This window comes from Nostoc sp., from assembly GCF_054880495.1.
In genome coordinates this window covers 1-18,560 of the sequence record NZ_JBTYKD010000305.1, presented here as the reverse complement: position 1 = coordinate 18,560, position 18,560 = coordinate 1, and the positions used below count along the sequence as shown (strand labels likewise).

19 protein-coding genes and 1 pseudogene are annotated in these 18,560 nt (G+C 42.3%); 11 read left to right on the top strand and 9 right to left on the bottom strand.

Translation table 11 applies throughout. The features are described 5' to 3' along the window. Positions 1-621: 621 nt before the first annotated feature. Positions 622-795, bottom strand: coding sequence for a hypothetical protein (locus ACYTXL_RS26460; protein WP_461927297.1), 174 nt, complete (start codon positions 793-795; stop codon positions 622-624). A 76-nt stretch (positions 796-871) separates the two neighbouring features. Between ACYTXL_RS26460 and ACYTXL_RS26455 the strand changes: the two genes are divergently transcribed. The 3 genes from ACYTXL_RS26455 (at position 872) to ACYTXL_RS26445 (ending at position 3,621) form a co-directional block, all read left to right on the top strand. Beyond that, the gene (locus ACYTXL_RS26455) at positions 872-1,441 is read left to right on the top strand and encodes a photosystem I assembly protein Ycf4 (protein WP_461927296.1); all 570 of its coding nucleotides are present in this window, start codon (positions 872-874) and stop codon (positions 1,439-1,441) included. Positions 1,442-1,598: 157 nt separating this feature from the next. Further along, positions 1,599-2,387, top strand: coding sequence for a peptidylprolyl isomerase (locus ACYTXL_RS26450; protein WP_461927295.1), 789 nt, complete (start codon positions 1,599-1,601; stop codon positions 2,385-2,387). Positions 2,388-2,463: 76 nt separating this feature from the next. Beyond that, positions 2,464-3,621, top strand: a complete 1,158-nt coding sequence (locus ACYTXL_RS26445; RefSeq protein WP_461927294.1) for a beta-ketoacyl-ACP synthase — start codon at positions 2,464-2,466, stop codon at positions 3,619-3,621. 453 nt (positions 3,622-4,074) lie between these two features. On the opposite strand, the gene ACYTXL_RS26440 is transcribed toward ACYTXL_RS26445, so the two are convergent. The 5 genes from ACYTXL_RS26440 to ACYTXL_RS26420 all read right to left on the bottom strand — a co-directional run bounded on the left by ACYTXL_RS26440 (position 4,075) and on the right by ACYTXL_RS26420 (position 6,363). After that, positions 4,075-4,395 (bottom strand): clan AA aspartic protease, encoded by a 321-nt coding sequence (locus ACYTXL_RS26440; protein WP_461927293.1) that lies wholly within the window; start codon positions 4,393-4,395, stop codon positions 4,075-4,077. Then, positions 4,392-4,667, bottom strand: a complete 276-nt coding sequence (locus ACYTXL_RS26435) for a hypothetical protein (RefSeq protein WP_461927292.1) — start codon at positions 4,665-4,667, stop codon at positions 4,392-4,394. Before ACYTXL_RS26435 ends, ACYTXL_RS26440 begins: the two co-directional genes overlap by 4 nt. 746 nt (positions 4,668-5,413) lie before the next feature. Further along, positions 5,414-5,683: a type II toxin-antitoxin system RelE family toxin gene (locus tag ACYTXL_RS26430; RefSeq protein WP_461927291.1), complete on the bottom strand. Its 270-nt coding sequence runs from the start codon at positions 5,681-5,683 to the stop codon at positions 5,414-5,416. After that, the gene (locus ACYTXL_RS26425; RefSeq protein ID WP_461927290.1) at positions 5,680-5,910 is read right to left on the bottom strand and encodes a hypothetical protein; all 231 of its coding nucleotides are present in this window, start codon (positions 5,908-5,910) and stop codon (positions 5,680-5,682) included. The genes ACYTXL_RS26430 and ACYTXL_RS26425 overlap by 4 nt, the downstream gene beginning before the upstream one ends. A 63-nt stretch (positions 5,911-5,973) precedes the next feature. After that, on the bottom strand, positions 5,974-6,363 hold the full coding sequence (locus ACYTXL_RS26420) for a hypothetical protein (protein ID WP_461927289.1): 390 nt from the start codon (positions 6,361-6,363) through the stop codon (positions 5,974-5,976). A gap of 160 nt (positions 6,364-6,523) precedes the next feature. Between ACYTXL_RS26420 and ACYTXL_RS26415 the strand changes: the two genes are divergently transcribed. Further along, positions 6,524-6,670 carry a hypothetical protein gene (locus ACYTXL_RS26415; protein ID WP_461927288.1) on the top strand — a complete coding sequence of 49 codons (147 nt, stop codon included), beginning with the start codon at positions 6,524-6,526 and terminating at the stop codon, positions 6,668-6,670. 192 nt (positions 6,671-6,862) lie between these two features. Here the strand turns inward: ACYTXL_RS26415 and ACYTXL_RS26410 are convergent, their stop codons facing one another. Next, the gene (locus tag ACYTXL_RS26410; RefSeq protein ID WP_461927287.1) at positions 6,863-7,555 is read right to left on the bottom strand and encodes a hypothetical protein; all 693 of its coding nucleotides are present in this window, start codon (positions 7,553-7,555) and stop codon (positions 6,863-6,865) included. Positions 7,556-7,595: 40 nt separating this feature from the next. On the opposite strand from ACYTXL_RS26410, the gene ACYTXL_RS26405 reads away from it, so the two are divergent. From ACYTXL_RS26405 to minE, 6 genes are all read left to right on the top strand, one after another. After that, positions 7,596-8,570 (top strand): sensor histidine kinase, encoded by a 975-nt coding sequence (locus tag ACYTXL_RS26405; RefSeq protein ID WP_461927286.1) that lies wholly within the window; start codon positions 7,596-7,598, stop codon positions 8,568-8,570. 84 nt (positions 8,571-8,654) lie between these two features. After that, entirely contained in the window at positions 8,655-9,317 is a 663-nt protein-coding gene (locus ACYTXL_RS26400; protein WP_461927285.1) for a hypothetical protein, read from the top strand. Positions 9,318-9,520: 203 nt separating this feature from the next. Then, complete coding sequence (locus tag ACYTXL_RS26395) at positions 9,521-10,846, top strand: four-carbon acid sugar kinase family protein (RefSeq protein WP_461927284.1); 1,326 nt, start codon at positions 9,521-9,523, stop codon at positions 10,844-10,846. Between the two features lie 303 nt (positions 10,847-11,149). Next, positions 11,150-12,208 (top strand): septum site-determining protein MinC, encoded by a 1,059-nt coding sequence (gene minC, locus ACYTXL_RS26390; RefSeq protein WP_461927283.1) that lies wholly within the window; start codon positions 11,150-11,152, stop codon positions 12,206-12,208. Between the two features lie 296 nt (positions 12,209-12,504). Then, the gene (gene minD / locus ACYTXL_RS26385) at positions 12,505-13,311 is read left to right on the top strand and encodes a septum site-determining protein MinD (protein ID WP_461927282.1); all 807 of its coding nucleotides are present in this window, start codon (positions 12,505-12,507) and stop codon (positions 13,309-13,311) included. 35 nt (positions 13,312-13,346) lie between these two features. After that, positions 13,347-13,637, top strand: a complete 291-nt coding sequence (gene minE, locus ACYTXL_RS26380; protein WP_292771853.1) for a cell division topological specificity factor MinE — start codon at positions 13,347-13,349, stop codon at positions 13,635-13,637. A 350-nt stretch (positions 13,638-13,987) separates the two neighbouring features. Here the strand turns inward: minE and ACYTXL_RS26375 are convergent. Both ACYTXL_RS26375 and ACYTXL_RS26370 read right to left on the bottom strand, forming a co-directional pair. Continuing rightward, positions 13,988-14,194, bottom strand: a pseudogene (locus ACYTXL_RS26375) (DUF4277 domain-containing protein); the annotation flags it as partial. An 808-nt stretch (positions 14,195-15,002) separates the two neighbouring features. After that, positions 15,003-16,313 carry a hypothetical protein gene (locus ACYTXL_RS26370; protein WP_461927281.1) on the bottom strand — a complete coding sequence of 437 codons (1,311 nt, stop codon included), beginning with the start codon at positions 16,311-16,313 and terminating at the stop codon, positions 15,003-15,005. 1,071 nt (positions 16,314-17,384) lie between these two features. Between ACYTXL_RS26370 and fmt the strand changes: the two genes are divergently transcribed. After that, entirely contained in the window at positions 17,385-18,380 is a 996-nt protein-coding gene (gene fmt, locus ACYTXL_RS26365; protein WP_461927280.1) for a methionyl-tRNA formyltransferase, read from the top strand. The last annotated feature ends 180 nt before the right edge of the window (positions 18,381-18,560 follow it).

Here is an 18,560-nt window from a genome sequence, read left to right as displayed (position 1 = left end):
GACCAACCTACGAATACGAAGCGATCGCGCTTGAGCCAGTCGTCGAGAACGTCAAACCACCCTCTACTGGGTGCGCGTCCAACTGCGATGGTCATCGGACTAAAATCCTCTTTTTTTACTAAAATTGCAACGTTTTTAAGGCAGTACGGAGAGCTAGTGCAACCAACTCCCGTGAGGAATTAACGTTTTTTTGACAATCTCAACAGCCTGAAAGCAACTGAGATTCTGAGAGCTTACTGATTTGAAATCAGCATTTCTCTTTGTTTATGTCATTACACGTACCATCGGCTAGTAATCTAGTTTGTGGTAACTTAATGATTCTTAATTTATCACACTAGTCCGGGTTTTGCCTGATACACAACAAGCAAGTCAGGTATGAAACACTAACCTGATAATTAATATAAATATCAGAATTTTTACAATTTGACACAAGTTTTCTCAGAAATCTGAAAAAATTTAGTGGAGATGGGCTTATGTAGGTAACTCATTCTCCAGAGGTCAAAAATAGTCAGGGAGCAGCGAAGAAAGAATTTTTAACAAATATATAGATTCTATGGGTAGCAGGAACAGTGAGAGGCGCAGTTGAGTTTTTGTCAACGATGTTTGGTAAAATGTAAATGGTTACTTCGCCGCCACGATCGCTGATACACCTCTGGAAAACCCATGTGAAACGTTGGACAACGGGAAAGGAAGTTGGCACATCTTGACTAATACAAATAGCCTAAGTGGTTTGTCCCATAGTGCAAGTAAGCCAGCATCATCCGGGACAGTAAAATTTGTGGGGTACAGGGTCAAGAATTCATAACTGGATGTAAAAGCGTTCAGTGTGCGAATATGTCACAACGAGTATCTCACGGGCAATGGTAGTTAAATGACGGCATCAACAACGATTAACAAGGGCAATCGCCTCCTGCATCAAAATGTTCTCGGTTCTCGTCGGTTCAGTAACTACTGGTGGGCAACTATCGTTACCTTGGGAGCAAGCGGCTTTTTATTGGCTGGCATATCCAGTTATTTAAAAGTTAATTTACTCATAGTTTCCGATCCAACTCAACTGGTATTTTTCCCCCAAGGACTGGTGATGGGGTTATATGGCACTGCTGGCTTGCTATTAGCCACATACCTCTGGCTAGTGATTTTATTGGACGTGGGCGGCGGTTACAACGAATTTAATCAGGAAACTGGCACAATCAAAATCTTTCGTTGGGGATTTCCTGGCAAAAACCGCCGCATTGAGATTAACAGCCGCATAGAAGATGTGCAATCTGTGCAAATAGCCGTCAAAGAAGGTCTTAATCCCCTTCGCGCCCTCTATCTACGCCTTAAAGGCCGACGAGATATACCCTTAACACGGGTTGGACAACCGTTATCTTTAACAGAGTTGGAAACAGAAGGCGCAAAGTTAGCCCGCTTTTTGGGAGTGTCGCTAGAAGGACTGTAAGGGAGTGGGGAGTAAGAATTTTAGATTTTAGACTTCGGCGTGAGCGCTGAGTCGAACGCTTTCGGATTTTAGATTGAAATTTAATCTAAAATCCAAAATCCAAAATTGAATTGCCCCTCGAAACGATAAGATACTCTGGTTAAATCAGTAACTGGCAATGCGGTTAAAAATTTCCCAATTTTTGCTTTCTTTGGTACTCATTAGTGGCTTGATGTTGGGTGGATGTTCAACACAGCAAGTCGCTTCTAATTCATCTTCTCCAACCTCAACCACAAGTGAGGCAAGCATCAAGACAACTACTCAAGCAACATCTGTATCTCAAACTAGTAATGAGACTATTCCTGGAATCACAGATTTACCACGGCTAGAAGGCAAGGCTACTGTGGTACTGACGGTTAAAGGCTCGCCGATTACTATCGAAGTAGACGGCACTGATGCCCCAATTACAGCTGGCAACTTTGTGGATTTAGTCCAAAAGGGCGTGTACGATGGTTTAGCTTTCCATCGAGTTGTCCGCGAACCCCAACCGTTTGTTGTTCAAGGGGGCGATCCTCAAAGCAAAAACCCGAAAGTTCCAGTAGATAAACTGGGAGAAGGTAGTTATATTGACCCAAAAACTGGAAATGCTCGTTATATACCTTTAGAAGTTAAGCCAAAAGGTTCAGATACACCGATTTACAATAAACCATTTGATGCTACTGCTCAACCCGTCGTATTGCCCCATAAGCAGGGTGCAGTAGCGATGGCGCGATCGCAACAACCAGATTCTGCTTCTGCCCAGTTTTACTTTGCTTTAGCTGATCTCGCCTTCTTAGATGGCAACTACGCTGTGTTTGGCAATGTGACTCAAGGCTTTGCTGTAGTGAACAAAATTCAGCAAGGCGATCGCATTGACTCTGCTAAAGTCACCCAAGGGGCTGAAAATCTAAAAACACCTGGACAGTAGGAGAAATCAATTCAAAATTCAAAATAAAGAATTGAATGTTTGAATAGCGAAAGATTCCTCACTCGCAAAATTCCAATTGGTTAAGGTTTGTGTCACTGGTATTGGTTTAATTTCCGCCTTGGGTGGAAGCTTGGAGGATAGTTGGCAAAATTTGCTAGCAGGTAAATCTGGAATTCGATTACATCAACCATTTCCAGAACTGAAACCACTTCCTTTAGGTTTGATTAGTCAACAACCATCTGAGTTAACAATATTAACTCAGATGGTTGTTTCTTCTGCTTTGCAAGATGCTGGATTAGTTCTAGCTTTAGCTGATTGTGCTGTAGTCATTGGATCGAGTCGATCTTATCAAGCGTCTTGGGAAATGCTAGCAAGGCAAATGTATGGAGATGCGGCGAATTTCTCGGTGTCCTCTTTAGGAAATTGGCTAGATACATTACCTCACATGAATGCGATCGCAGCTGCAAGACAAATTGGTGCATCGGGGATAGTTTTGGCACCGATGGCAGCTTGTGCTACTGGAATTTGGTCTATTGCCCAAGCAGCTTTACTTATACAAACTGGGCAATGTCAACAGGCGATCGCTGGCGCAGTGGAAGCACCAATTACACCCTTAACTTTAGCAGGGTTTCAGCAGATGGGTGCTTTAGCGAAAACTGGGGCTTATCCCTTTGATTTGCACCGAGAAGGCTTAGTATTAGGCGAAGGCGCAGCTGTGTTTGTCTTAGAATCAGCAGAGTTGGCAAAGCAGCGTCAAGCAAAAGTGTATGGTGAAATTCTCGGTTTTGGCTTAACCAACGATGCATATCATAGTAATTCATTAGAACCTAAAGGGAAAAGTGCGATCGCAGCCATCAAACAATGTCTAGAACGTAGTTGTCTCTCACCAGCCGACATTGATTATATTCATGCTCATGGCACAGCTACCCAGCTAAATGACCGCATAGAAAGCATGGTAATTCAGCGTTTGTTTCCTCAAAGAGTGGCAGTTAGTTCCACCAAAGGAAGCACAGGTCATACATTAGGAGCATCTGGAGCTTTAGGTGTAGCTTTTTCTCTCATGGCATTAAAGCATCAAATATTACCGCCTTGTGTAGGATTGCAGCAGCCAGAGTTTGATTTAGATATCGTTACAGCCGCTCGTCTCAGTAAAATTAGGCAGGTCTTATGTTTGAGTTTTGGTTTTGGTGGACAGAATGCAGCGATCGCATTGAGAGAGAATGAAGGCACTTAAACCTAAATGTTATGTAACTCTTGTGTGATGGGCAGCGTTCGACTGAGCGCTCACGCCGAAGTCTTGCCCAGTCTAATCATGCAAGTTAAATGTAAAACAGCTTACCAACCCTAAGGAACTTGCAAGTAAAAGCCATCAATGCACTAATGCACTATATAAATCTCTCGGTTCAGCAGCAGCTATGCAGTTCTTGACACTGTTACACAAAACTCTTACTGATTATGTACAAATCTCTAGAACAATATATCAAGATCAGACTATAGATGAAATTTTTACTAGGGCAAAACAAAATTGGCAAGATTAATTATAATCATGCGAGCGCAAAGCGCGACCTAGTAATCGCATCTCTAACTAAAATTGAGATTGGAATTTAATAAAAGAATCTTTATGCCTAAAATAGTAGCAGATTGAGCTAATTTCTCGTCTGCTGTCACCAGAGAAAAATTATTAATGCTACATACAGCTAAATGCAAAGCATCCAAAGTTTTTAAAGGGAGATCGAACCTGGGCAAACACACGAGCTTCTCGCTCCTCTTGGTTCCAAGTAATAATCGCTTTGTGAACTGGCAATATAACTCGGCTATTATCTGCCAAATTCGCACGCATGTCATGTTTAAAAGGAAGATTCAGTAACGCTACTGCTTCTGGCGGTAGACAAAGCTCATCTGTAAATCCTGTGTCTACTACAAACTCAATCGGGAAGTCAGCGCGATTGGGAATCTGAAATGGAATAGTAATAACCGCGTGTCCATCATCTACAATACCCGAGATCACTTAACCACACGCTCCATGACACCACCACCAAAAGCTGCACCGACGTTGTACCCGATTTTGATTCCGAAGAGGCGAGCATTGGGATGTTTCTCACTCAGGTAGTCAGCAGCGCGTAAGCTATTTTTATCAACCTTATAGTCACCTGTTTCAATATCAATGATGACCATTTTGCCGACGTTTTCTTCGATTTCCACTTCTTGGCGGATTCTGCTTTCGTACAGTTGCTCTGCACGTTGAGCAACATCTTCACGGCTTAAAAGGATCGCTTGCATATACTGACTTCTAATCTTTATGCTGTATCTCTAAGAATTCCTTCATCATACAACATGATGAGTAGGTTGAAAGCCCCCACCTAGCAGTTTTCAGCCGCTCCACTAGAGGCTGAAGGCGATCGCGTGCAGTTCTTCTCTAGCTTTTGAAGTCCTAAAATTAGGAGAAACACAATATTCGTTTAAGTCAAACTGTTATTGATTTTGCACTGAAAGAAGCTGGAGAAAGTTCATAACCTGCTTCTGTTAAGCAGATAAACAAGAAAATATTACTTAACAGATGGAACTATTGCCAGTACGTAGTTTACCAACCTAGCTATCGCCTAAAATCATCGTGTATGGAAAGTGCGTAGTTTACCGCCGTAGGCATCGCCTAAAATTATCGTGTAATCAAAAGAGCGATCGCCTAAAATCATCGTGTCATCTGGTAGAGTAGATCCCCGACTTCTTTAAGAAGTCGGGGATCTGAATATATTAGGAAGTGCGATCGCTGTGAGTTTTTGGTTCATTCAAAAAGTGTGATCGCATGAAAGAATCGTGTTATCGAAAGTGCTATCGCTTCTCCTAGTATCTCACAGATCGCTTATGATAAATGCATTCTCGTATGTCTGAGAGTTTAAACCATGTCTCTCGCTGAGTTAATTCCTTTGGTGAACAATCTGAGCCAGTCAGACAAATTATCACTCTTCAAACTTCATCAGTCCGCTCCAACCCGGTTGTTATGTCGTGTCTTGACCGATTGCCTCAGACTATATCCGTTTGAGCAATTCATCATACTCATCGTGTGTGCCAATCCAGTACCAATAAATGCGATCGGATTCCAATAAACCCAGAACGCGATAGTTAAGACTGACACGAGCAGAGTAAATTGGTTGTCGCTGACTGAGTCGTTTGAATTGAAGACTCGGATGGTAGGGGTCTTCTTTCCAAAGAGCATAGGCTGTAACGGCTTGCTCCTGAACCGATGCAGGAAGAGCATTCAGCCGTTTACGAAACGACTTAGTAGCACTTGATTTCATTTTTGTGTTGGGAAAACTTCATCAAGTGAAACGGTTTCACCTTCTGCAATTTCCTGACGCACCATTGTAGCCATATGATCCCATTGATCGTCTGTCGTGGCAGTAAAACGAGTTTCCCATTTTTGCTCATCTTGCAATTCTGCCAAGAATCGAGCCGCAATCGCATCTTGCTGATCAGCTGGAAGTTTTTCAATTCGGGCGATCGCCTGTCGCAGCAGTTCAGTCATAGTTCAATAGCAGAAAACATTGCAATTCCACACAGTTTCTTAATTTTAACCGATATACCGATATCAAGATTGCTGCTGGCGTGGGGGTACAAATTTCCAGTCGCTAATTATATCTTCGCATTCCTTGTAAGTGTCAATTAGCTCTTGCTCAGACGACAGCCCTCCCAGAAATCTCATCAAACCAACATTGAGATACCTGATAGCGCAGCGAAAATTGTTTGCTTTTTCGCCAAGATTGATTGAGTTTACAACTCCAAATGATAACGCGCTAACAAAAGCAAAGATGCGTGTATAAAAGTCTCCTAGCTCGTGTGTAAAGGTCGCAACGATCAATGATGATCCAATTGCTAAAATCCCCAAAGAGATATGAGCAAATTGTAAGCAATTAGCACCAAGATTCCAGGTACGCTGATACCTCTGCATTCTTGAAAGTATATCTTTGTTATTACTCATATTGTTTTCTTACCGAGGGATAAATGAAGCCCTCACATAACAGCCACCAGCCATCTTAACTGAAGCGATCGCTTTTGCGACAACACCGATAACCTTTCTTTGTCAGTGCGCTTCAACCGGGTTGTTATGCCGCGATCGCTACACAGTTCAGGCTAATTTTGTGGAGACTCATTCAGTTGCTGCTGAAGTTAGTTGGACTTCCTTGATCGATAAGCCTGTGGAAGGGGCAATAATGTCGATCGCCACTCCTCTGAGCAAGAGGTTGATTGCGATCGCCTCAAATCATAGTGTCATGAAAAGTGCGTAGTTTACCGCCATAGGCATCGCCTAAAATCATCGTGTCATCTGGGAGACTAGATCCCCGATTCTTAAAGAAGTCGGGGATCTGAATATACTAGGAAGTGCGATCGCACCAAATAATCATGTAATGGAAAGAGCGATCGCCTAAAATATCACGTCATCAAAAGTGCGATTACATAAAATATCATGTCGTGACAGGTTAGTTACCGAAGCATACTTGGAGGGAACCTCCATTATCACCAAGTGCATTGTCAGCATCGTTAATTCTCATATCCACTGCACCAAAGGAACCATTAAAAGATATAGGACTTTGAATCCACAATCTCCCTTGTCCACTTCCCATTAATAAAGCACCGAAAGGGAAGCTCTGATCAAATTTGTACTGATTGTAAGGTGCGAGAGACTCAGCATCACGGCCACTATGTCCATAAGGACCGACTGAAGAATAATTTCGAGTATCAACACTCCAACCTCCACTAATATTTGTGACCCTAGTAAAACTACCAGGTAGATTGAAATGTTGCCATCCACTTCTTGAATCAACAGAGACACAGGCAGAACTGGATGTAGGTTGTGGAGTTGGAGGCGGAGTTGGTACAGATCCTTTGGCAAGAATTTGATCAACTTCGCGCTGTAGAGATAAACGTAGATCATTTTGATTAGTGAAGCCAACACATTTAAGATTGACTCTCAAAAAGCCCTGAATGTCAGAGGTTCTTTTTCGAGAACGAGGTATCGCCTCTAACGTCAACTGTAGTGTGGCATTGCTTGTTGCTGCTTGCTTTGATAACGATAGGTATTGACTTGAAAGCTGCTCTAAACGTTGCCTTGCATCTATTTTGATCTTGTCGAGAACGGAAACCTTGCCACCAATGTAATTCGGCGACAGCATGTCCGGCGTAGAAATTCAGGCCAATCTCATGGCCAGTTTGATGACAGATTCATTTTTACAAATTCCGCCGCAATGGGTCGAGTTGATAATCGTTATTTTCGGGGCATTTTTGATAACTACTGGTATTTACAGGTATCAAAATTGGCATTTATTATTGCTAGTTTTTGTAATATTTGGCGGTTACTTTGCAGGATGTTTAATTATCTGGAAATATAAATGGATATTATCAATTATTCTGCCTTTATTCGTGTGGACAGCAACTGGGATATCTGTTTTTATCTATTTCATTTTGGGGCGACAAAAAGAGGTTATTACTCTGCAAAACTATCAAATTAGCCAACTAAAGGCAGTTGAACAAGAAGCTATTCTTTCCCGCACACGCAAAATCCTCCATCGCACCGCTTCTGATATCCATGATGGGGCTTTGCAAGATTTGAAGCTGGTGATGGACAAAATTGAATTGGAATCTCATTTAGATGTCGATTCAATTTTAGACAAGTTGGCAGCTTTAGGGCAAGAAATTAGGGATAAATTGTATAACATTCGTCGTTTAGCTGAGAAAATGGAGGTGACTCCAGCATTACGACAAGGGTTATATCTAGGAATTAGCGCCAAGCTGCAAGATTTAGTCAATTCTGGAAAGTTAACTTTAACAGTGATTACAGAACTTCAGCCTCTCCAAGAACCAGAATTAAACAGTGTTTGGATTGAACACCGAGAGGAAATTTATCGCTTTTTGGGCGAAGCACTGAATAATGTGATCCAACACGCACAACCACCTCACGGTACTGCTACCCAAGTGTGTATTAGTTTAGAGCAACAGGGAGTCAGATGTACTCTGGCGATCGCAAACGATGGATCAATTATAAACTCTACTACCTGTGAACGCAAAAAAGGTGGCTATGGCACTAAAATGATGGATGCGATCGCCTCTGAACTTCCAGATGGTGCATGGGAAATGTCAGCTTTGCCTGATGGACAAGTACGAGTTACACTGAGTTGGCGCTTATCCTAAGTTGATCTGGCTCAATAAATTCATCCACGCCAAACACGATTAAAATGAATACGCAACTCGCGCTTCCTCAAGGAGTATCAATCCGTGCAGCCGGACTTAATAGGCTTGGAAATTAGCAAAGGAGAACTGAGACGTTTGACTGGGTTCGATCCAGAAGACGTTTTTAGACCTTCTGTTTTGCGAGATAGCAAGAAGCGATTAGGGTTTTTCATCAATGAAATGCTGGTGACGCTGGCGCTAACGCCAATAATTGTTGGCTTTGTTTATGCGTTTATTATTCTGCCGACAATTGGATCTTCAATTCGACTCGGAATTCTTTTACTAATTTTAGTGCCAATCCCGATATTAGTTGGGCGATCGCTCTGGCGACAATTAACCTGTCCCGAAGGACTGACAATACTTTTAGATGAAGTTAATAAATATCATGACCTGATTAACACCATAGATATTAATGACCAATTGGCAGCATCAGGAAACGTCGAAAGCAGTATCCATGACCGAGATCAAGTCACCGCCGCCCTGCAACTGATTAGAGAAGATTTAGTCCGGGCTCTGAAAACGGAACGAATTTTGCGAGATAATAAAAAATTGCTTGCTAATAACCAAGAGTTATTTGTAAATAATTTAGCCAGTCTGCAAGCTTTACAACTTAGTAGTCAAGCAGGCGAATATGCTCAACTGCTAAATCAATCATTGCAAATTGCGATCGATGTGCAAGCAGAAATCAGAAAATTACACAAAAGCTAAGAGAATGTTTGAGAAGCACTAGAAGGCGACTAGAAGTCGCAGCTACACAGACTTGTGTTGAGCGGAGTCGAAATACAAAACCTGCCTCCGCAGGTTAGAAAACCCTTGATTTATTAGTCCACGGAGGTGGACGAGAGCTTGTGTAGTAGCGACTTCTAGTCGCCTAATACTTTTAAAACATCCTCTAAGTAGAGATTAGTTAAATGAGCAACAAACCTAAAATAATTGTCCTGGATGATGACCCTACAGGTTCTCAAACAGTCCACAGCTGCTTGCTGCTAATGCGTTGGGATGTGGACACTTTACGCGCCGGGTTGCAGGATGATTCGCCGATTTTATTTGTACTGACTAATACTAGATCGCTAACGCCACAGTCAGCTACATCTGTAACCATAGAAGTTTGCCAGAACCTAAAAATCGCCTTGAATGCTGAAGGGATTGACGATTTTCTGATTGTCAGCCGTTCTGATTCTACCTTACGGGGACATTATCCCGTTGAAACCGATGCGATCGCACAAGAACTCGGACCCTTTGATGCTCATTTTCTCGTTCCAGCTTTTTTTGACGGTGGACGCATCACCCGTGACAGTGTGCATTACTTAATTATTGCCGGTGTACCCACTCCAGTCCATGAAACTGAATTTGCCCGTGATTCAGTCTTCAGCTACCATCACAGTTACTTACCCAAGTATGTCCAAGAAAAGACTCAAGGACGAATTACTGCCGAAACTGTAGAAAGATTTCTCCTAGCCGATATTCGCACTGGTAGTTTAGAACGCTTGTTACAACTCAATGGTAATCAGTGCGTTGTCGTCGATGCTGAAACTCAAGATGATCTCAACCGCTTTGCAGTAGACATATTAGCAGCAGCAAGTCAAGGGAAACACTTTCTGTTTCGCAGTGCCGCCAGTATTTTAACAGCAATAGCCGCTTTACCACCCCAACCCATTGCTGCCGAAAAGATGGCGCAGTACGTGCGACAAGGCAAACCAGGTGCGGTGATTGTTGGTTCCCATGTGAAAAAGACTACTCAGCAATTAGAGGCGCTGTTGCAAATAGAAGGGGCTGTGGGAATCGAAGTGAATGTAGCGCGATTACTTGATGATGATCCAAATCAATCTGCTACACTGCTAACTGAAATTCAGAAAAGTGCACGGGCGGTACACGAAGCTGGCAAAACACCAGTGGTTTATACTAGCCGTCAGGAACTGAGTTTTAAAGATGTCAAAACACGATTGGAGTTTGGGACAAAAGTTTCAAGTTTATTGATGGATATTGTGCGCGGTTTACCATCTGATATAGGATTCTTAATCAGTAAGGGTGGTATTACCTCTAATGATGTTTTGAGTAGTGGACTCGCTTTAACTTCAGCCCGTTTACTCGGTCAAATTTTAGCTGGTTGTTCAATGGTGTTAACGCCATCCGATCATCCTCAATTTCCTAATTTGCCTGTAGTGCTGTTTCCAGGTAACGTCGGCGATGCTGATGCGTTGGGGACAATTTATCAAAGGTTGACTGTGCCAATTTGAGACTTTCCTGCGGAACGCTACGCGAACGGCTACGCTCAGTCGAACGATTTGAGACTTTCGACTTTCCTGCGAAACGCTACGCGTAGCTTGCTTCTCCGTTCGCGGAGCGTCTCGTAGAGAAGGAGTACGGCTACGCTCAGTTGAACGATTTAAGATTAAAGAATCTTTTGGTTGATGTCGGACTAATGTTCCGCTACGCCAACCCCCTTGTGGGTGATACAAATCCAAAATCCAAGTTGGGCTGGAAGCGCACCAAAGGTGCGACCCAAAATTTAAAATCTGTTGTCTTTTGGCTAGTACTACATGACTTCTGATTCTGGGATTCCCAATCTAAAGTCAAATTCTGCATTAGGAAGTGCAGAATTTGACTCTATCCTTTCTGAGGTAGACGTAAATCCTACTGTTTCTGATCTAGAGTCAGATTCTATCCTCCCGGTTGCGGAATTAAATTCTGTCCTCCTTTATTTAAAATCAAATACTGTCCTTGCGGATGTAGAGTCAAATCCTGTTAATCCCGATGTAAATTCAAATACTGCTAACCCAGATGTAGAGTCAAATACTGATACTGCATCAGATTTTATCCTGACTGATTTAAATCCTGAGGAGTCAGCATTACCAGGACATCGCGTAAAAGACAATACTCAAGTCCAGTTAAAAAGTAAGGAGGGACGACTGTTATTAATTTTGCCTCCAGAATCTCAAGTATCTGCCTCAGAACTCAGTTGGTCTGATATTTGGCAACAAATAAAACAGCGTCTGAATGCAGGCGATCGCTTCCGTATATCTAATAGCCCTGTGCATCTGATGGCACATGACCGCCTAGTAGATGCCAGACAACTGCAAGAACTTGGCGAGGCTTTAAGTGAAGTCCAACTCCGGCTAATATCTGTCTCGACGAGTCGTCGTCAAACTGCGATCGCTGCGGTGACATCGGGGTATTCTGTAGAACAACTACAGCCAGTAAGTTCTCTGGTCTCCGAGTCAACAGCTACAGCCATACCCCAGGCAGATGCCCTCTATTTGGAAATGACAGTCCGTTCTGGAGTAGAAATTCGTCATCCTGGTACAGTAATTCTCTTGGGAGATTTAAATCCAGGTGGTATTGTAATTGCAGATGGAGATATTATCATCTGGGGACGTTTACGTGGAATCGCTCATGCTGGGGCTGGAGGTAATAGTGAGTGTCTAATTATGGCCTTACAAATGGAACCAACCCAATTACGGATCGCAGATGCTGTAGCTAGGGCACCAGAAAAATTACCCATGCAATTTTGTCCAGAAGTGGCGCATATTACGCCCCAAGGGATTCGCATCGCTAGGGCTAGTGATTTTTACAGAAACCAATTTACTAAGATAAATTAGCAGCCCTGAATATTTACTTAAAAGATGAAGAATACGAAGGATGAAATATAGCGGTTTTCACCTGGATAGAATACACTACTCTAATCCCTAATTTCTTTCCCCTAGAGAAGTGTATTGTACACAACCGAGGGTAGACGCGGAGCGGCTTGTCCTCAGATATCGCTATAAAAAAATATTCATACCTCGCCCGAATCAGGGAGAACAGATATTTCTTCATACTTGATACGATACTTCATACTTTATACTGCAATTTACGGTTTTATATTTCCTGAACCCTCATTGACCGCATTTCTATCATGACTCGCATTATTGTGATTACCTCCGGTAAAGGAGGAGTGGGTAAAACCACAGTTTCAGCAAATCTGGGCATGGCTTTAGCCAAAATGGGGCGTCTAGTTGCCTTGGTTGATGCGGATTTTGGTCTGAGAAATTTGGATTTGCTGCTAGGGCTAGAAAACCGCATCGTCTATACTGCGGTGGAAGTCTTAGCCAGAGAGTGCCGCTTAGAACAAGCCTTGGTGAAAGATAAGCGCCAACCCAATCTCGTACTCCTGCCGGCAGCCCAAAATCGCTCCAAAGATGCAGTCACACCAGAACAGATGAAGTTATTGGTGAATGCACTAGCGCAAAAGTATCAATATGTGATCATTGATAGCCCCGCCGGCATTGAAAATGGGTTTAAAAATGCGATCGGCCCGGCAAAAGAAGCGCTAATTGTTAGCACGCCAGAAATTTCCTCAGTTCGTGATGCTGACCGGGTAGTGGGGTTACTAGAAGCACAAGGTGTCAAGCGTGTTCATTTAATAATTAATCGCATTAGACCCGCAATGGTGAAAGCAAATGATATGATGTCAGTGCAAGATGTTCAGGAACTTCTCGCCATTCCCCTGATCGGGGTAATCCCTGACGACGAGCGTGTTATTGTATCTACCAATCGCGGCGAACCCTTAGTGTTAGCGGAAAATCCCTCTTTAGCTGCCATAGCCTTTGAGAACATTGCTCGTAGATTAGAAGGGGAAAGTGTTGATTTTCTGGAGATCGACTCGTCCCAAGACAGCATCTTCGCCCGTCTACGAAGGTTGTTGTGGACAAAGATTGTTTAACTTATTTTCCAGTCTCCGCCCCAGACCTATTCGTAATGATTGAACTTCTAGAACGGCTTTTTTCTCGCGGTCCTGATAGCAGTCGAACTCAAGTAAAACGTCGCCTGCAATTGGTAATTGCTCACGATCGCGCTGACTTAGATCCTCAAACCTTGGAAAAAATGCGGCAAGAAATCTTAGATGTCGTCTGTCGCTATGTCGAAATTGAGACAGAGGGCTTAGAGTTCTCCTTAGAAAGCAACCAACGAACCACAGCTTTAATTGCTAATTTGCCCATCCGCCGGGTGAAAGGTGTCATACCTGAGTGGGAAAGGGGTGATAAATAAGTCTTTATTAGTTTTAATCTTAAGTATTTTTCTTGAGGATGTACATACTTGCGGCTTACTTGTCGCCGTTCTACTTAAACCCACCGAATTAGTTAAAAAAAAGAGTTATGTAGGCAGATTAGGGAGGTTCTTGAGCAAATCGCTGATCAAGTAGAAGCCGAGGATGGGCAATTCTCGGCTTCTGCTGTTTTGCGGCTACGCAATATATTTAGGATTTACACACTGTACAAATTACCTATAATGTGCATTATGATATTTGGTCGTTTCGGGCGCTTCGCATTACCCTGATTTACTCGCATATTTGCTCCAGCGTAGCCCGTCGTAGACATTGCTGGGTGCTAAACATGGCTGAAATACCCAAATTGCCTGTAGGAATTATAGACAAAACCTAGTCCATTAAGAATGATTGCTTTGACTACTTCTCCTGTATTTATTTTCTCTCGACTATCAATTAATAATATCTCATTGATTTTTTCGACAATTCCTATCTCATCAATTATTCCTGCTATTATTCCCAAGTGATCTAAGTAAGTAGGTGAGAATAAATCAAAGTAGATTAAGTAATGTAAAAAATATTGAGATGTGTTCGTAGTCAGGGCTACCCTGCGGGAACGCTTCTCTACGAGAGGCTTCGCCAACGCGAACAGCCCTCAAATTAGGACTAAAGTCCTTACTACAAACCTTGAATTATTCGCGCCGCTCTACTTAAGTTTTTACTCTCAAACTCTTCATTTTGATAATTCATCTTTTTTGGGTATTTTATTTAATTCCGACTCATTTCCTCATTTTTATTCCTGAATTTATTGTCAATGCTCTATAAATTTCTATTTGTTACCGTTCTTTAATACTGTTTATATTTATTACTATCTTAATTGTGCATTTATACTTAAAATATTTTTGATAATTATTACACTTACTCTGTACTACAAAATGAAGTGCGGAATGTGGGTTATAAAGTAAAAACTAATTTGGCTTCTATTCATCAAGATTACCCCTGACGTTTAAACCTTTGTGGGACGGTAGTTTTACTTTTTAGAGGACAAGATACCATTGGTGTCAACTTAAAGTAAAAGTTAGTCTAGAAGCAGCATTTAGAGATTGTCTCGTTCCCAGCCGCTAGCTGGAAACGAGGTTTTAAAGGGGTTTTGGCTTACAGCTATTTTCAGGTAAATAGACCACGCGGTAGGGGCACAGCATTGCTGTGCCCCTACGACAGATGTGGTTTAAATAGATGAAAACTGCTGTAAGTTGACACTAGTTGTAGGATGCCCACCCCAGAAGAATCATCCCTATTTTATGGAACGCCAAAAAAATCTCCCGTTGTCAGCAGTGCTGACAACGGGAGTATATGAGATTTTTTATAACCTATCGGTATGCTACTTGTGGTCCTGCCCAAATTTCTGTAACCTTTTTACCAAAGGTAATCGGCTGATCATTGTCTGTTGTAGTAACAGTCTTGCCATCATTAGCAACTTGGATTAGTGGCCAGTTTTCTTCGCCCAATTCACCCGCACGAAATAGCACATTATCCGGTTGGCTTTTACTCCAACCTAACAATACTGCAATTTTTTCATGATCTTCCTCATGAGCAGGAGCAACTGTGTTAGCCTGATTTTTTTGCCGATCCCAAATGACTGCACTATCTGTAGAATCACCTGTGTTAAATATACCTTCAAACTTGCGTGCTAAGAAGCGATCGCCTTTTTCCGACCAGCTAACTGGAACTAATACCCCAATCTGACCATTTGTATCAGTTTCTTCTGACTGCGCCGCCTTTACCTTTAATAAAGGATCGCTAACAGGAGCAGTTGAAGCCATCACCCACAACCTTTGGGTTTGCATATCTTGGACAAACAGAATGCTGGTAACACGACTGTTGTACATTTGGGGTTTTACCTCTAGTTGCACCCGGCTATAAACAGCATATTTACCATCTGGAGAAACCACGGGTACGCTGCGGAAGTGACGCATTCCCGAACCACCCTTGGAAGCAATTGCCTCTTGAGTCGCTGTAATCCATTTCCAAGGTATAGGATGAGGACTACCTATGGGATCTATTTGTTCTGCTTGGGACCCATCGCGTGGTTCAGCAACAGGTATTTCTATTGTTGTGGTTGGTTGTGATTCTCTTAGAGTTGGTGCTACTTGAGTTGCTGTCAATGATTTATTAAAAGAGTTTTCTTTCGAGAGATAATTTTCTTGGACTTTCAAAGACTGGATATTAGCAGCTTTAAGTTTTCGGATTAAATTAAGTTGACTAACAGGAACATCTGTTAATGGTGCAAGTTCAACTGCTGCCAAAGGATCAGGAACAGTTAAATCGCTGTTTGACACATAATTATCTGCTTGATCGAAAGACTCAATTTTATCTGCTGGTAATACTTGCGGTTCCTGGACAACAGTAGTTTGTGTTGGCACAGAGTCAAATTCTTCTGTTAAGGAGTTGATTTGATCTGTTTTTAATATTTCAGGTATTTTAGGTTCCCCAACTACAGCTATTTCCTTTGATACAGAGTCAGACTCTCCAGTTATCGGAGTTACTTTAGCTACTTCGGATCTGGCTGGGGTCGAGTGACCTGATGCCCCTAGCAAGGGTGCGATTAGTATCACAACGACAACGTAATTAAGAAATGGTTGCGCGCGGAACCATCCTGACAGCAAAAGGGGTTTAAGCATTTGTAGACTCTCTAAAAGGGGCGGTTGCTATGTGAGAAGCAATACCTATGCAGTAATGGGGCAGCCAGTAATTATATGTATAACAAGAAACTAAAAGCAATGACTAGATATCTTCTTTAAAGTTTCCAGAGGTTTAGAAAAATTAAGTATCATTGTCCACAGCTTTTTTTACTCAAGTACTGAATGTTTGGTTGCCAAAATATGCAAATATAGTAAATATGCTGAAAACTCAGTAATTACTACACGAGATATAATGTTGCTATACCCAACTAAACTAAAAACAGGTATTAGTTAAGGGATATTCAAGGTATAGTTTGGGCTAATGAAGCTGACAACCAAGGATGAGATGACTCAGTTATTGGGGATCGTACTAGCGAGCGCTAGTACACAGCAACTAAGGCAAGTTCCACACTAGATATAACAGCGCCAACCCCGATAATGGTCAACGTGAGGCGTTACGTAAATTAAGCTCTGAAAGCGGACGTATAATACATCATACTCAGAAAATCCTGCTCTCAGCAACCTCAATTTAGAAATGGCGATCTTAACTACAAAAATAGCTAGAAGACGCAATAGTTTTTTAGAAACCTAACTGCATTTAACGCCAATTTGGGAATAAATAATCAGGAACACAACTAAATTTACTCGGTAGATGCTCTAGCAGATCGTCAGGAGATACCACTAAACGATCAGGCAATTACACTTGTTAACTTAACTATTAAGTCAATCAAGCAGCCTTGGCTTTGACCAGTATAGAAAACATTGTACCACCAAACAGCCGATATGATTTACAGCAAATCAACTCTGCTTTGCAAATGTTTGGGAACATCTCACTTTCGTAAAAAGTTTTGTAAAACCTCACCCCAACCCCTCCGTGGGTTCGGAGAGGGAGCAAGAATCTTGTTTCTCATCTGGTATATTTGCTTTCACAGAGATGCTCCGAACTGTTTTCCACGATACAGGAGCCTGCTAAATCCTGGCTTGGTGAATTCCATTTTAATATGCAAATTAAATATTGTCAGTTATGAGCAGCGCACTTACCATAAATTAATAACTAACGACTATTTATTAATGAAAATTGTATTCTTTGGTACACCACAGTTTGCTGTGCCCACATTGGAAAAGTTATTGAATCATTCAGAATTTGAGGTGTTGGCAGTTGTCACCCAACCAGATAAACGCCGGGAACGCGGAAATAAACTTACGCCTTCACCCATAAAAGTGATCGCTACTGCTCACAACTTACCAGTATGGCAACCCGAACGGGTGAAAAAAGACACTGAAACTTTAACCCAACTCAAACAGTTAGGCGCAGATGTGTTTGTTGTTGTCGCATACGGACAGATTTTATCCTCAAAAATCCTAAATATGCCCAAGTTAGCCTGCATTAATGTGCATGGCTCGATTTTACCCAAATATCGCGGTGCAGCGCCGATTCAGTGGTGTTTGTATAACGGTGAGAGCGAAACGGGGATCACAATCATGTTAATGGATGCGGGGATGGATACTGGTGCAATGCTACAAATAGCCACTACACCCATTGGATTACTGGATAGTGCCCAAGATTTAGCCGATAGACTAGCTGTGATCGGTGGGGATTTGTTGGTGGAAACTCTGTTGAAGTTGGAACGCCAGGAAATTCAACCAATTCCTCAAGATAATTTGGCAGCTACTTATGCACCTCTGATTCAAAAACAAGATTATGCTTTGGATTGGTCAAAAAGTGCTATCCAATTACACAATCAAATTAGAGGCTTTTACCCTAACTGTACCGCTACCTTTCGTAATAATCTGCTGAAAATCACCGCTTCTGCTCCCCTTGGTTCTGTAGGCGATCGCAATCTCCCACCAGAATTACTGCATAAATTGCCTGATTTGTCAAATATATCAGACAAACCGGGAGTTGTAGTGAGCATTACCAAAGGAATTGGTGCGATCGTCCAAACTGGGGAAGGTTTGTTGCTATTGCGAGAGGTTCAGCTAGCTGGTAAACGTCCCCAGTCGGGATGGGATTTTGTTAATGGTACCCGCTTAACTGTGGGAGAAGTTTTTGGGGCGGGGAGTTGAGAGGGAATAACTTCAAACTCCTGTACAGACGCGATTAATCGCGTCTCTCCAAACTCCTGTACAGACGCGATTAATCGCGTCTCTCCAAACTCCTGTACAGACGCGATTAATCGCGTCTCTCCAAACTCCTAACTTCTAACTTTTCATAAAAGCGGCAAGATTTGCAAGGGCCATCTGGAT

What these genes read in the sequence shown, in the direction of transcription:
- minD (WP_461927282.1), top strand. Translation starts at nt 12,505, where the DNA reads ATGACTCGCATTATTGTGATTACCTCCGGTAAAGGAGGAGTGGGTAAA.
- fmt (WP_461927280.1), top strand. Translation starts at nt 17,385, where the DNA reads ATGAAAATTGTATTCTTTGGTACACCACAGTTTGCTGTGCCCACATTG.
- ACYTXL_RS26450 (WP_461927295.1), top strand. Translation starts at nt 1,599, where the DNA reads ATGCGGTTAAAAATTTCCCAATTTTTGCTTTCTTTGGTACTCATTAGT.
- ACYTXL_RS26370 (WP_461927281.1), bottom strand. Translation starts at nt 16,313, where the DNA reads ATGCTTAAACCCCTTTTGCTGTCAGGATGGTTCCGCGCGCAACCATTT.
- ACYTXL_RS26420 (WP_461927289.1), bottom strand. Translation starts at nt 6,363, where the DNA reads ATGAGTAATAACAAAGATATACTTTCAAGAATGCAGAGGTATCAGCGT.
- minC (WP_461927283.1), top strand. Translation starts at nt 11,150, where the DNA reads ATGACTTCTGATTCTGGGATTCCCAATCTAAAGTCAAATTCTGCATTA.
- ACYTXL_RS26455 (WP_461927296.1), top strand. Translation starts at nt 872, where the DNA reads ATGACGGCATCAACAACGATTAACAAGGGCAATCGCCTCCTGCATCAA.
- minE (WP_292771853.1), top strand. Translation starts at nt 13,347, where the DNA reads ATGATTGAACTTCTAGAACGGCTTTTTTCTCGCGGTCCTGATAGCAGT.
- ACYTXL_RS26425 (WP_461927290.1), bottom strand. Translation starts at nt 5,910, where the DNA reads ATGACTGAACTGCTGCGACAGGCGATCGCCCGAATTGAAAAACTTCCA.
- ACYTXL_RS26430 (WP_461927291.1), bottom strand. Translation starts at nt 5,683, where the DNA reads ATGAAATCAAGTGCTACTAAGTCGTTTCGTAAACGGCTGAATGCTCTT.
- ACYTXL_RS26435 (WP_461927292.1), bottom strand. Translation starts at nt 4,667, where the DNA reads ATGCAAGCGATCCTTTTAAGCCGTGAAGATGTTGCTCAACGTGCAGAG.
- ACYTXL_RS26410 (WP_461927287.1), bottom strand. Translation starts at nt 7,555, where the DNA reads ATGCTGTCGCCGAATTACATTGGTGGCAAGGTTTCCGTTCTCGACAAG.
- ACYTXL_RS26405 (WP_461927286.1), top strand. Translation starts at nt 7,596, where the DNA reads ATGACAGATTCATTTTTACAAATTCCGCCGCAATGGGTCGAGTTGATA.
- ACYTXL_RS26395 (WP_461927284.1), top strand. Translation starts at nt 9,521, where the DNA reads ATGAGCAACAAACCTAAAATAATTGTCCTGGATGATGACCCTACAGGT.